Source organism: Arthrobacter sp. B3I9, from assembly GCF_030816935.1.
Taxonomy (GTDB): domain Bacteria; phylum Actinomycetota; class Actinomycetes; order Actinomycetales; family Micrococcaceae; genus Arthrobacter.
Genome location: NZ_JAUSYO010000001.1, coordinates 580644 through 592947, shown reverse-complemented (window position 1 = coordinate 592947; position 12304 = coordinate 580644). Strand labels below are relative to the sequence as shown.

Below are 12304 nucleotides of genomic sequence, written 5' to 3'. Positions count from 1 at the left end.
GGAACGTGCGGCAGCAATCTTCCCCATGGAGAGCGTATTCCCTACGTTCCGACTATTGGGTGAACGCCGTCGGTTTGCAACGGCTGGGTCGTGTAGTTCGCAGTCCAGGCCTCGGCGGATGCGACGCCCGTGACGCAGCGAGGAGGCAGGCCTGGCTCGACGGGATGGGAGGGTTACGGTCAGTCGGGCGGGATATCGAAACGGGCGCCCATCCTGGTCAGCGCTCCATACAGGTCGGGTACGCCCCACCAGTCGACAGCGAGGCCGTCCTCAAAGCGGAGGATGTGGATGGCTGCCACCGTTACGGGCAAGCCGGTGGCCGCCAGGCCCATGAAGGGTCCTGAGTGCGTCCCCTGCCACGTCACCCGGCCGGCGACTTTGTCGCCCTCCGCGACAGTGTCCTCGACGCTTCCGGTGAGGCCGGACAGCCCGGCATGGATTCCCTGCATCCAGAAGACAATTCCGGCCAAGCCCGGCTGTTGGCCGGGAACGGGGCTGTGGTCCACAATGTCCGCGCTGACGACCCGGGCCAGCGCAACCTCGTCGTTTGCAACGACGGCTGCGATCAGCCGCCTGTAGGCCAGGCCCAGTTCATCCGCGCTGCCCATTGTTCCTCCTCCGACGGCGCTTGGCAGCCGGACAGGCTGCTACGACAAGTCTGGTCGCCGCGGGGGGTGCGGACAAGGGCGGCTATTCCGGCGTCCGCGGCCTCCACACCACAAGGGCCTGGGACCGCGGCCGGGGCCGTTTGCCGCGGGCCAGGCTGACGACGTCGCCGGCGGTGCCGGCCGCGAAAACGCGGGCATCCAGCGGCTGGCGGCGGCGCCCGAGCTCCTCCGTCAGTTCGGTGACCCGGCGCTGGAGCGCCGCCACCTGGTTCTCGAGCTGGAGGATCCGCCTGATGCCCTCGAGGGAGACGCCCTCCTGCGAGAGCCGCTGCACTTCGCGAAGCATGGTGACATCCCGCTGGGAGTACCGCCGGGATTTCCCCGGGGCGCGGCTCGGCGAGACGATGCCCAGCCGGTCATACTGCCGCAGGGTCTGCGGGTGCATGTCCGCCAGTTCCGCGGCGACGGAGATGACGAAGATGGGCTGGTCGAACTCGATGTCCATTCCAGGACCCCGTTCCTAGAGCCGGGCCCTGGCTGCCAGGCCGGCGCGCACGTCCTCGCCCGTGGTGGCGGCCGCAAAGGCCTTCACGGCTTCCTCCGCTTCGTGGTTGAGCTTCCGGGGAACGGCGACGTCGACGGTCACGAGCAGGTCCCCGGTTGCCTTCGCGTGCTTGACGCCACGGCCTTTGACCCGGAGGGTGCGGCCCGAGGGCGTGCCGGCCGGAACACGCACCCTGACGGTGTCGCCCTCGATCGTCGGGACCTCGATGTCGGCCCCCAGGGCCGCTTCCGGAAAACTGACGGGGACGTGGATGCGGAGATTGTCGCCGTCGCGGACGTAAAAATCGTGCGGCTTCACGGAGACGGTGACCATCAGGTCACCGTTGCCGGCAGGGCCGTACTGGCCCTTGCCGCGTACGCGGACCTTCTGGCCATCCTTGATGCCGGCCGGGATGCGGACGTCAATCACTTCGCCATCCGGCTCGCGCAGCCCGATGGTGGTGCCGCGGATCGCCCCGGCAAAGGAGATGCTGGTGGACGCCGTGCGGTCCGCGCCCTTCTGCGGAGCCCGCTGGAATGACTGACCGCCGCCGAAGCCGCCGCCGCCGAACAGGTCCGCGAACTCGGGCGGGATGCCGCCGGAGGTGCCATAGCCGCCGGATTGCCGGCCGCCTCCGCCGGTGAAGAGGCCGCCGAAGAGATCATCGAACCCGCCGGCGCCGCCGGCCGCGCCGCTTGCCCCACGCGGGGCGAAGCGGGCTCCACCCATGGCCCGGATGGCGTCATACTGCTGGCGCTCGTCGGGGTCGGAGAGCACCGAATAAGCCTCGGAGATGTCCTTGAACTTCTTCTCCGAGGCGGTGTCCCCCGCGTTCGTGTCCGGGTGGTGTTGCCGCGCGAGCTTCCGGTAGGCCTTCTTGATGTCGGCGTCGGAAGCGTCCTTGGCAACACCAAGGATCTTGTAAAAGTCCTTGTCCACCCAATCCTGGCTAGCCAATGGCGTTTCCTTTCAAAAGTCGTGCAGAGTGCGCTTCGCAGCTGTTTGTCCACTCACTTTAGGCGAGCAACACGCTGGCGCGGAGGCCGGATAGGGGGCGGCGGTGTGGAGGGCACCGCGGAGCGGGCACCGCCCCCTATCCGGCGTAGCGCCAGAAGGCAACTAGGCCGGAACCGCGACGATGACCTGTGCTGCCCGGAGGACGCGGTCGCCTGCCTTGTAGCCGGAACGCAGGACCTGGCTGACCGTGTCCAGCTCGACGTCGCCGGGCTGCTGGATGAGGGCCTCGTGGACAGTGGGGTCGAACTCCACGCCGGTCTCATCGATGCGGGTCAGGCCGTACGTCTTCAGCGCATTTTCCAGCTTGGCGGCAATGGCGGCGAACGGGCCGTCGCTCAGGTCACCGTGCTGGCGTGCGGCGTCGACGTCGTCCAGCACCGGGAGCAGGGAGTTCAGGACGCCGATGACGGCCATCTCCCCCGCCACGGCGCGGTCGCGCTCCACACGCTTGCGGTAGTTGACGTACTCGGCCTGCAAGCGCTGGAGGTCATTCCGCAGCTCCTCCGCTTCCGCCCGTTCCACGCCCTGGGCCACGGATTCCTCCGCGGGGACCTCCACACTGTTCAGGATGTCCTCCGCCTGGGACAGTGCGTCCCCGGATTCAGCGTGCTCCTGGTCAGGGTGGCGGGCCTGGCCGGTCTTCGGGTCAACCTTGCGGTTGTCGTGGACAACGGGCTTCTGCGGCTCGTTCTCCTGCTCCCTGCCCGGGCCCCGGTTCTCCGAAGAACCGTGCTCTTCTTCGTTACCGTGATGCGGCATGATTACTTCTTCTCGTCTTCGTCAACGATCTCGGCGTCGACGATGTCCTCATCGGATGCGGCGGAGTGCTCGCCGGCCGGGGCACCCTGGGCACCGGTGGCGCCGTCCGGGGAACCGGCCTGGGCGTAGATGGCTTCGCCGAGCTTGGTCTGGGAAGCCTGGAGCTTCTCGAACGCGGTCTTCACGGCGGCGTCATCGGTACCTTCAAGGGCTGCCTTGAGGGCGTCGACGTCGGCCTTGACCTCGGTCTTGACCTCTTCGGGCAGCTTGTCGGCGTTGTCGGCAATCAGCTTGTCCACGGAGTAGGCCAGCTGCTCGGCGGTGTTGCGGGTGTCGGTTGCCTCGCGGCGGGCCTTGTCCTCGGCTGCGTGCTCCTCGGCGTCCCGGACCATGCGGTCGATGTCTTCCTTGGAGAGCGCGGTGCCGCCGGTGATGGTCATGGACTGTTCCTTGCCGGTGCCCTTGTCCTTCGCGGAGACGTGCACGATGCCGTTGGCGTCGATGTCGAAGGTGACCTCGACCTGCGGGACGCCGCGCGGTGCGGGGGCGATGCCGGTCAGCTCGAACGTGCCCAGCGGCTTGTTGTCGCGGGTGAACTCACGCTCGCCCTGGAAGACCTGGATGGCCACGGACGGCTGGTTGTCATCGGCCGTGGTGAAGGTCTCGGACCGCTTCGTCGGGATGGCCGTGTTGCGCTCGATCAGGTGCGTCATGACGCCGCCCTTGGTCTCGATGCCGAGGGAAAGCGGGGTGACGTCGATCAGCAGCACGTCCTTGCGCTCGCCCTTGAGGACACCGGCCTGCAGGGCGGCACCGACGGCGACGACCTCGTCCGGGTTGACGCCCTTGTTCGGCTCCTTGCCGCCGGCGAGTTCCTTCACGAGTTCGTACACGGCCGGCATGCGGGTGGAACCGCCGACAAGCACGATGTGGTCGATCTCGGAGAGCTTGATGCCGGCTTCCTTGATGACGTCCTGGAACGGCTTCTTGGTGCGATCCAGCAGGTCCTTGGTGAGGTCCTGGAACTTGGCGCGCGTCAGCTGCTCGTCCAGGTGGACGGGGCCGTCGGGGGTGACGGAGAGGTACTGCAGCGAGACGTTGGTGCTCGTGGAGGAGGAGAGTTCCTTCTTCGCCTGCTCGGCGGCCTCACGCAGGCGCTGCAGGGCGATCTTGTCCTTGGACAGGTCGATGCCCTTGACCTTGAGCTGGTTCAGCAGGTAGCTGACGACGCGCTGGTCCCAGTCGTCGCCGCCGAGGTGGTTGTCACCGGCGGTGGCGCGGACCTGGATGGTGGAGAAGTTGTCCTCGTCCTTGCCGACTTCCAGCAGGGAGACGTCGAAGGTTCCGCCGCCGAGGTCGAAGACGAGGATGAGCTCGTCTTCCTTGCCCTTGTCCAGGCCGTAGGCCAGGGCGGCCGCGGTCGGCTCGTTGACGATGCGCAGGACGTTCAGGCCGGCGATTTCGCCGGCTTCCTTGGTGGCCTGGCGCTGGGCGTCGTTGAAGTACGCCGGCACGGTGACGACGGCGTCGGTCACCTTTTCGCCCAGGTACGACTCGGCGTCGTTCTTCAGCTTCATCAGGATGCGGGCGGAGATTTCCTGCGCCGTGTACTTCTTGTCGTCGATGGCGACGGACCAGTCGGTGCCCATGTGGCGCTTGACCGAGGCGATGGTGCGGTCGATGTTGTTGACGGCCTGGCGCTTGGCGATCTCGCCGACGAGGACCTCGCCGGACTTGGAGAATGCAACGACCGACGGCGTGGTGCGGCCACCCTCGGCGTTGGCAATGACGGTGGGCTCGCCACCTTCGAGAACGGAGACGACGGAGTTGGTGGTTCCGAGGTCGATACCTACTGCACGTGACATGTGTTGCTTCCTTCTTTCCGGAGAAACATACCGAGTGGGCTGCAGGCCGCGAGGGCCCCGCTTTGGTTGAGCGTTCTGCACTCAACCTTACTCAGGCCGGTTTGAATGTCAATCCAAAGTTGAGCCGTGTGCGCTCAAGTTTGGATTGAGGACAGCCGTGAGCGCGGGTCCGCAGGCGCCAACTCCGCTGCTTTCCGGGAGAAATGCGCGTGTCCCGCCGGGCATTTCGCTCTGCGCGAAGTCCTTCCGGAATCAGCGGTCCTCGCGGGTGTCATCCTCGACGGCGCCCCGGTTCCCGGCCTGCCCGCCGCTGGAAGCCGGGCGCGCTGAGGCGCCACCGGTGCCCGCCTCGCCAGCCTCGCCGGCCGTGCCATCGGCTCCGGCCGTGCCACCCTCGCCGGCCGTGCCACCCTCGCCGGCCGTGCCACCGGTGCCGTAGTCTCCCTCGGGGTAGTCGCCCTCCTCCGTGGCGAGGGGCTCCCCGCCCACCGCACCGGCAGCGCCGTAGTCACCCTCGGGATAGTCGCCTTCCTCGGCGCCGACCGTCGATGCACCGGCCGTCCCGGCGTCGCCGTAGTCACCGGCCGCGTATTCTCCCTCTTCGGCCGTGGCCGGATTCTCGCCTGCAGTGCCTGCTTCGCCGTAGTCACCTTCGACATACTGCCCTTCAGAAAGCTCGCCTCGATCCGCCTCGACCTCGGCTTCCGCGGCCGCTCGATCAAACTCGTTGTTCTCGGACATCGTTGGATCCTTCCTGGAAGCATCGGGTGGGCCCGGACGGGCGCACGGGCAGTCTATCGAGCGGCCCGGGGAGGCAACAGAGGCGGGGGACGGATCCTCCGCCTGGCCGGGCGGCGCTGCCGGCCTCGCTGCAGAATGCGTCTCCCGCGGCTGCGAGACTTTAAGCCCCCGGCCCGGCATGCTGGATCCACCGAGAGCTGCCCCCGCCTGACCCAGGGAGATCCAGATGACCGAGCCGCACGTGCCTGAGCCCCGGGAAGCCCGGGCGCTGTACGCCGTCACGGGAGCAGGGCCCGTCGGCTGGACTGTCGCGGAACAGCTCGCCACGGCGGGCCACAGCGTCCGCATCCTGACCCGGTCCGGCAGCGGCCCGTCCCACCCGCTCATCGAAAGGGTGCCGGCCGACGTGTCCGATCCAGCCCGTCTCGGCGGCCTCTTCGCGGGTGCTGCGGCCGTGTTCCACTGCATCCACGGTTCCGAGTACAGCACCAGGGCCTGGGAGACCGAGCTACCCCGCGCCGAGCAGACCGTCCTGGCCGCGGCTGGCGAGGCGGGCGCCGTCGTCGTCTTCCCTGAAAGCCTTTACTCCTACAGCGAGCCGGATCTGCCCATGCGCGAGGACAGTCCACGGGAGGCGCAGGGCGGGAAGCGGGGCATCCGTACGGCCCTGCTCACGGCCCGGGCGGCGTCGGCGACGGACAACGCGAGCGTTGTGGCAGGTGATTTTTTCGGGCCGCGCGTCCGCGCTGCGCACGCCGGCGAGCGCATGCTGAAGCCGGTCCTTGCCGGCAAACCCTTCGTGGTGATCGGCGGCACCGACCAGCCGCACTCCTTCAGCTACGTACCGGATCTTGCGGCCGCCATGATCCGCATCGCGCAGGACGGCTCGCTGTGGAACCGTGTGTGGCATACCCCGACAGGCCCCGCACTCAGCCAGCGCCAGCTCGCCGCAGCATTCGCCTCCGCCGCGGGCGTGCGGGCACCCCGTGTGGCAGCGCTACCGGGCTGGGCGTTGCGGGCCATGGGGTTGCTCGCCCCCGCCTTCCGGGAACTGGCCGAAACCGTTTACCAGTTCGAGCAGCCTTTCGTGATGGACTCCCGGGCCAGTGAGGCGGCGCTGGGGCTGCAGCCGACGCCGCTTCCGGAGGCAGCGGCTGCGACCGTGGCATGGTGGCGGAACCAGGCCCGCTGACTGCGGGCGCTCGATCGACGTCCGTGTTCTGCGGCGCGTCGGCCGAGTTGGCGAGTCCTTCGGGCCGGCGTCGGTCGAGTGGCGCTAGCCCGCCCCGACGTTCCGGGCTTCCAGCTCCTCGGCGCTCGGCGCCGGGCGGCCAGCTGGCCCTGCTCCGGGCCGTCCCAACGGGCTCGGCCACCAGATGCGCGGTCCGATGTCATAGGCCAGAGCAGGGACCAGCAGCGAACGGACCAGCACGGTGTCCAGCAGGACGCCGAACGCCACGATGAAGGCCAGCTGCACGAGGAACATGATGGGGATGACCCCCAGGGCGGCGAACGTGGCGGCCAGGACCACGCCGGCGGAGGTGATCACCCCGCCCGTCACCCCGAGCCCCCGGAGGATCCCCGCACGGGTGCCGTGTTTGAGGGATTCCTCGCGGACCCTGCTCATCAGGAAGATGTTGTAGTCCACGCCCAGCGCCACGAGGAAGACGAAGCCGAAGAGCGGCACCGTGGCGTCCGCTCCGGGGAATCCGAGGACGTGGTTGAACACCACTGCGGACACTCCCATGGCCGCACCGTAGGACAGCACCACCGAGGCAACCAGCAGGACCGGCGCCAGCACGGAGCGCAGCAGCAGCATCAGTATTCCGAGGATGACGGCGAGGACCAACGGAATGATGGTGACGAGGTCGCGCTGGGCGGTGGTGTTGGTGTCCAGCGCCGTGGCCGTCACGCCGCCCACGAGCGCGCCGCCGTCGATTTTCCTGACCTCCCACCGGAGGACGTCCACGACGCCCTCGGCTTCGCTGGAATCGGCGGCGTAGTCCAGCGTCGCGTTGATCAGAACCTTGCCATCCCGGACGGCCGGCACGACGGCGGCGCCACGCGCCACGGCGGGTGCGCCGGCAGCTAATGGTGCCCCGGGTTCGCCGGTGGGGACGGGCACCCCTTCCGCTGCGAGCAGGTTGGCGTCCCCGACGCCGTCGCTCGCCTTCACGAGGTCCAACACGGCCCGGGCTTTCGTTTCGTCCGCGACGATCACAACCGGACTGCCGGAGCCGGCGTTGAAATGCCGGGCCAGTGCGTCCTGGCCGTCCACGGCGTCGGAGGCGGCGAGAATGACGTCCGTCTGCGGCACACCGTGGGCCTTAAGCTGCAGGACCCCGGCGGAGGCAACGACGAGCAGCAGGACGGACGCCGTCCAGACGGTCCTCGGCCGGCGCGAAATGAGGTTGCCTGTGGCCCGCCAGAGTCCTTTCTGGCCTTCCAGCCCCGTGGCCAGCTCCGGCTCGCGCTCGGCTGGCGGGAGAAGTCCGGGCCGGAAGGGCCAGAAGGCCGCGCGGCCCAGCAAGGCCATCATGGCCGGCAGCAGGGTCAGGCCCGCGAAGAGTGAACACAGGATTCCGGCGGCTGCCACCGGGCCGAGGGCCTTGTTGGAGTTGAGATCGGAAAACAGCAAGCAGAGCAGGGCGATGATGACCGTGGCCCCTGATGCGAGGATGGGCTCCCACGAGGCCTTCCACGCGGTCAGCGCCGCCCCCGTCCGGTCGCGGGTGTGAGTCAGCGCCTCCCGGAACCTCGCCACGTACAGGAGGGCATAGTCCGTCGCGGCCCCGATCACCAGGATGGAGAGGATGCCCTGGCTCTGCCCGTTGAGCTGGATCCAGCCCAGTTTGGCCATGCCGAACACCAGCAGGATGGCGGCGCACAGGGCGAACACTGCGGTGAGGAGCACAGCGACCGGCAGCAGCACGGAACGGTAGACAATCAGCAGGATAAGGAACACCGCTCCGAGGGCCACGAGCAGCAGGATCCCGTCGATGCCGGAGAAGGAGCTTGCGAGGTCCGCCGCCAGCCCCGCCGGGCCGGTGACGAAGGTCTGCATCCCCGCCGGGGCAGAAGCGCGCATCTCGTCCCGGAGCTCCTTGACGATGTCCTTCACCTCGCGGGAGGAGTCGATGGGGACCACGAACTGGACGGCTTTTGCGTCCCGGGACGGGATCGGGCCGATGACGGTACTGCCGGCGCCCAGGGCCTCCAGTCTGCCCGCGAGCGCGGCAGCCTGGCCTAGCTGTGCCTGGGTGAAGGCGGAGCCGTTTTCGATCACGACGATGGCAGGGACCTCGCGGGAGTCCCGGAACTTCGCCTGCCAGTTCTGCGCGGCGGTGGCCTCGGCTCCAGCCGGTAGGAAGGACGCCTGGTCATTCGAGGAGACCTCGTCCAACCTGCCGAAGGTCGGACCTCCTATGCCGGCGACGGCCAGCCAGATGGTGACGAGCAGCGCGGGAACCAGCCAGCGCAGCCAGAAGGGGACGCGGGCCGTGCGGTCTGGTGTCGTAGTCATGGGTCCTTCAGGTACGCGCGTCAGAGGAGTAAAATTTTATCCATCATAGACTATCTCCATCATGGAGATATGCGTTTCCCGCTGTTTCTTTGGTTAGCGGAATCGGGACCCATGACCGGCCGCTGCAGTAAACTCCGGAAGGCGCACTCGGCGCCACATGTCCAGAGGCGAGGAACAGGAGGTTGGCCGTGGCAGCTGAAGCACCGGGATCACGGGGCCCCTCCGGCAAGCCGGACCACACAGTGAAGCCGGACCACGCAGTCGAGCCGGACCACGCAGTCGAGCCGGAACCGCCGGCGGTGCCGCCGCTGGTCCGGCTGCTGCAGGAATTCAGCCTCGAAGCCAACCGCTACGCCGACGCGGCAGGCGGGAGGAATGACATGCACCGCACCGACCTCAACGCCCTGTCCGTGATCATGCAGCACACCGCCAGGAACCAGGTGGTCACCCCCGGCCTGCTGCGCAAGGAACTACACCTCAGCTCACCCGCCACCACCGCCCTGATCGACCGGCTGGACAAGTCGGGGCACGTGGTGCGGGAACGCCAGGGGACGGACCGCCGTCAGGTGCAGCTGCGGATGACGCCGAAGGCCTACCACGACGGCGGCGCCATGTTCCGCCCGCTCGCGCAGCAGATGGGGGTTGCAATGCAGGACTTCACTCCCGACGAACTCCTGGTCGCCACCCGCTTTCTGAACGCGATGATCGAGGCCACCGTCCGGGCCGGCGAGGAAGCGGCCCAGGGGACCCCTCCCCCAACCAGCTCGCACTAGTTGTCGTTTTGCGGGCTCAAAACGACAACTAGTGCCAGTCAGATGCGCCGATTCCGGGCGTGGCGGGCGTAGTTTTTCCTTATGACCGCCCAACAGCCCGACGACGTGTACAGCCATGGCCACCATGAATCGGTGGTCCGAGCCCATGCCTCACGGACCGCGGAGAACTCTGGTGCGTTCGTGGTCCCGTACCTCACTCCGGGTGTATCGGTCCTCGACGTCGGCTGCGGGCCCGGCAGCATCACTTGCGATTTCGCCGCCCTCGTCGCCCCGGGCAAGGTCACCGGCCTGGACCGCTCCCCCGAGGTCATTGCCCAGGCCACCACGCTTGCGGCCGAGCGGGAAGTGCCTAATGTCGAGTTCGTGGCCGGCAACATCTACGACCTCGACTATGAGGATGAGACGTTCGACGTCGTCTACGCGCACCAGGTGCTGCAGCATCTCACCGAGCCGGTCGCCGCTCTACGGGAAATGCGCCGGGTCGCCCAGCCCGGCGGAATCGTCGCCGTCCGCGACGCCGACTTCCACGGCATGAGCTGGTACCCGGCACTCCCTGAACTCGACGAATGGATGGAGCTCTACCAGCGGATTGCCCGCCGGAACGGGGCGGAGCCCGACGCCGGCCGGCGCCTGGTCTCCTGGGCGCAGTCCGCCGGGTTCACGGACGTCGCACCGACCAGCAGCAACTGGCTCTACGCCACGGGCCAGGAGCGGCGGTGGCAGGCCCGCGTCTGGGGCGAACGGGTTCTGCACTCGGCCTTCGCGGAGCAAGCCCTCGAGTACGGCTTCGCCACCCCTGCCGAACTGGCCCGGATCTCCGCGGGATGGCACCGCTGGGGCTCCACCGACGACGGCTGGTTCCTCATTCCCAACGGCGAGATCATCGCCCGGGCCTGAGGCCATCCGCAGGTTTGCCCCGTTGGCCGCTTGCCCGTACGCCGTTTGCCCTAGGTCCATTGCCCGTTTGCCAATAATGGCCGGAAAAGGTGACGTCATTGCGGCCCTTTGCGGCAAACGGGCGGTTGCTTTGCGGCCCTTTGCGGCAAACGGGCGGTGTCATTGCGGCCCTTTGGACGGATCCCCGGGCTAGGGCGCGCAGCGGGCGCGTTCAGCACTCACAGCCCCGCCACAGCCATGCCAAAGTCGCCCCCTATCTACGGACCCGAAGCTGGTTCCAGGCCGAACCCCCGGCCGGCCCGGTCTTCGGGCCCCAGCAAAGGAGTAACACAATGGCAAAGATCAACAAGGTAACCGCGGGCATCATGCTCGCTGCGGTGATCGGTGGCGGCGCCATCGGTGCTTCGGCCATCCCGGCGATGGCTGCCGACTCCGCCACCGGTTCGTCCTCGACCCAGCCCACCGATGGCTACGGCACTGGAGCCGCCCGCGGGCCGCACCAGGCCAACGGCAAGACCGAGGAGATCCTCACCGGCGATACCGCGGCGAAGGTCGAGGCGGCCGTCAGGGCGGCCCAGCCGGGCGCAACGATCGAAAGGATGGAAACCGACGCCGACGGCGCCACCTACGAAGCACACATCACCAAGGCCGACGGCACGCACGCCACGGTCCTGCTGGATGCGAACTTCACCGTCACCGGCACCCAGGACCAGGGCCAGGGCGGCGGCGGTGGAGGCCGGGGCCACGGCGGCTCCGGAGGTGCCGCTGCGGACAGCTCCACCTCCGCCGGCTGACCACCACAGGACCGTTCCTTCGGGCTGCCGGGCACGACGCCGGGCGGCGGCACCGCCGTCGTCCGGCGTCGTGCACACACGCAGCGGGCAGTACCGCCGTCGGGGCGGTTCCCGGACCACTTCCGCGAGCGCACCGCCGCCAGCCATTCCCAACGCGCTTATCCGCGGTTATTGTGCACGGAGGACCCGAACGAGGAGAACCCATGCGCAAACTGACGGCCGGCCTTTTCTGCTCCGTGGACGGGGTGGTTGAAGACCCGTTCAAATGGCAGTTCGACAGTTTCGACGAGGAGCTGGGCGCCGGCATGGGCGTGATGATGGGCAGGATAGACACCGCCCTGATGGGCCGGATCGGATACCAGCAGTGGGCAGAGTACTGGCCGAAGGCCGAAAGGGACGCGGAATTCGCGGGGTTCATCAATCCCCTGCCTAAGTTCGTCGCCTCCAGGACCCTTAGCGGCGAGCTCGAGTGGCAGAACTCGCACCTGATCGAGGGGCCGCTGGAGGACTTTGTGGTTGACCTCAAGAACAGCGACGGCGGCGACATCGGCATCTTCAGCAGCATCTCACTGGTCCGCCAGCTGCTGTTCGCCGGCTTGCTCGATTCCTTGATGCTCATGGTCCACCCCGTCATCGCCGGCAGCGGCAGGCGGCTGTTCAACGACGGCGACCCGCTGACCCGGCTGGAATTGCAGGAATCAGAACGGACCAGCAAGGGAAACATGGTCCTGAGCTACGGCGTGCGGAGCAGCTGAACCGTCGCTTCCGGCCGGAGGTGCCGCG

General features: G+C 68.0%; 12 protein-coding genes. 5 read left to right on the top strand and 7 right to left on the bottom strand.

Features of this window, described 5'->3' with window-relative positions:
* Positions 1–179: 179 nt before the first annotated feature.
* The 6 genes from QFZ65_RS02855 to QFZ65_RS02830 all read right to left on the bottom strand — a co-directional run bounded on the left by QFZ65_RS02855 (position 180) and on the right by QFZ65_RS02830 (position 5534).
* Positions 180–608 (bottom strand): ester cyclase, encoded by a 429-nt coding sequence (locus tag QFZ65_RS02855; protein WP_306908063.1) that lies wholly within the window; start codon positions 606–608, stop codon positions 180–182.
* 82 nt (positions 609–690) lie between these two features.
* Positions 691–1113, bottom strand: coding sequence for a heat shock protein transcriptional repressor HspR (locus QFZ65_RS02850; protein ID WP_306908062.1), 423 nt, complete (start codon positions 1111–1113; stop codon positions 691–693).
* 15 nt (positions 1114–1128) lie between these two features.
* The gene (locus QFZ65_RS02845; RefSeq protein WP_306908061.1) at positions 1129–2109 is read right to left on the bottom strand and encodes a DnaJ C-terminal domain-containing protein; all 981 of its coding nucleotides are present in this window, start codon (positions 2107–2109) and stop codon (positions 1129–1131) included.
* Between the two features lie 162 nt (positions 2110–2271).
* A complete protein-coding gene (locus QFZ65_RS02840; protein WP_306908060.1) occupies positions 2272–2928 on the bottom strand; it encodes a nucleotide exchange factor GrpE in 657 nt (218 codons plus the stop codon).
* A 2-nt stretch (positions 2929–2930) separates the two neighbouring features.
* Positions 2931–4793, bottom strand: coding sequence for a molecular chaperone DnaK (gene dnaK, locus QFZ65_RS02835; RefSeq protein WP_306908059.1), 1863 nt, complete (start codon positions 4791–4793; stop codon positions 2931–2933).
* Between the two features lie 252 nt (positions 4794–5045).
* Positions 5046–5534 (bottom strand): hypothetical protein, encoded by a 489-nt coding sequence (locus QFZ65_RS02830; RefSeq protein ID WP_306908058.1) that lies wholly within the window; start codon positions 5532–5534, stop codon positions 5046–5048.
* Between the two features lie 226 nt (positions 5535–5760).
* Between QFZ65_RS02830 and QFZ65_RS02825 the strand changes: the two genes are divergently transcribed.
* Complete coding sequence (locus tag QFZ65_RS02825) at positions 5761–6726, top strand: NAD-dependent epimerase/dehydratase family protein (RefSeq protein WP_306908057.1); 966 nt, start codon at positions 5761–5763, stop codon at positions 6724–6726.
* Between the two features lie 84 nt (positions 6727–6810).
* Here the strand turns inward: QFZ65_RS02825 and QFZ65_RS02820 are convergent, their stop codons facing one another.
* Positions 6811–9057 carry an MMPL family transporter gene (locus QFZ65_RS02820; protein ID WP_306908056.1) on the bottom strand — a complete coding sequence of 749 codons (2247 nt, stop codon included), beginning with the start codon at positions 9055–9057 and terminating at the stop codon, positions 6811–6813.
* 242 nt (positions 9058–9299) lie between these two features.
* Between QFZ65_RS02820 and QFZ65_RS02815 the strand changes: the two genes are divergently transcribed.
* From QFZ65_RS02815 to QFZ65_RS02800, 4 genes are all read left to right on the top strand, one after another.
* Positions 9300–9830 (top strand): MarR family winged helix-turn-helix transcriptional regulator, encoded by a 531-nt coding sequence (locus tag QFZ65_RS02815; protein WP_373427626.1) that lies wholly within the window; start codon positions 9300–9302, stop codon positions 9828–9830.
* A gap of 81 nt (positions 9831–9911) precedes the next feature.
* Positions 9912–10727 (top strand): methyltransferase domain-containing protein, encoded by an 816-nt coding sequence (locus QFZ65_RS02810; protein WP_306908055.1) that lies wholly within the window; start codon positions 9912–9914, stop codon positions 10725–10727.
* Positions 10728–11059: 332 nt separating this feature from the next.
* Entirely contained in the window at positions 11060–11521 is a 462-nt protein-coding gene (locus QFZ65_RS02805; RefSeq protein WP_306908054.1) for a hypothetical protein, read from the top strand.
* Between the two features lie 203 nt (positions 11522–11724).
* Positions 11725–12276 (top strand): dihydrofolate reductase family protein, encoded by a 552-nt coding sequence (locus QFZ65_RS02800; protein ID WP_306908053.1) that lies wholly within the window; start codon positions 11725–11727, stop codon positions 12274–12276.
* Positions 12277–12304 lie beyond the last annotated feature (28 nt).

What these genes read in the sequence shown, in the direction of transcription:
- QFZ65_RS02855 (WP_306908063.1), bottom strand. Translation starts at nt 608, where the DNA reads ATGGGCAGCGCGGATGAACTGGGCCTGGCCTACAGGCGGCTGATCGCA.
- QFZ65_RS02850 (WP_306908062.1), bottom strand. Translation starts at nt 1,113, where the DNA reads ATGGACATCGAGTTCGACCAGCCCATCTTCGTCATCTCCGTCGCCGCG.
- QFZ65_RS02840 (WP_306908060.1), bottom strand. Translation starts at nt 2,928, where the DNA reads ATGCCGCATCACGGTAACGAAGAAGAGCACGGTTCTTCGGAGAACCGG.
- dnaK (WP_306908059.1), bottom strand. Translation starts at nt 4,793, where the DNA reads ATGTCACGTGCAGTAGGTATCGACCTCGGAACCACCAACTCCGTCGTC.
- QFZ65_RS02830 (WP_306908058.1), bottom strand. Translation starts at nt 5,534, where the DNA reads ATGTCCGAGAACAACGAGTTTGATCGAGCGGCCGCGGAAGCCGAGGTC.
- QFZ65_RS02825 (WP_306908057.1), top strand. Translation starts at nt 5,761, where the DNA reads ATGACCGAGCCGCACGTGCCTGAGCCCCGGGAAGCCCGGGCGCTGTAC.
- QFZ65_RS02820 (WP_306908056.1), bottom strand. Translation starts at nt 9,057, where the DNA reads ATGACTACGACACCAGACCGCACGGCCCGCGTCCCCTTCTGGCTGCGC.
- QFZ65_RS02810 (WP_306908055.1), top strand. Translation starts at nt 9,912, where the DNA reads ATGACCGCCCAACAGCCCGACGACGTGTACAGCCATGGCCACCATGAA.
- QFZ65_RS02805 (WP_306908054.1), top strand. Translation starts at nt 11,060, where the DNA reads ATGGCAAAGATCAACAAGGTAACCGCGGGCATCATGCTCGCTGCGGTG.
- QFZ65_RS02800 (WP_306908053.1), top strand. Translation starts at nt 11,725, where the DNA reads ATGCGCAAACTGACGGCCGGCCTTTTCTGCTCCGTGGACGGGGTGGTT.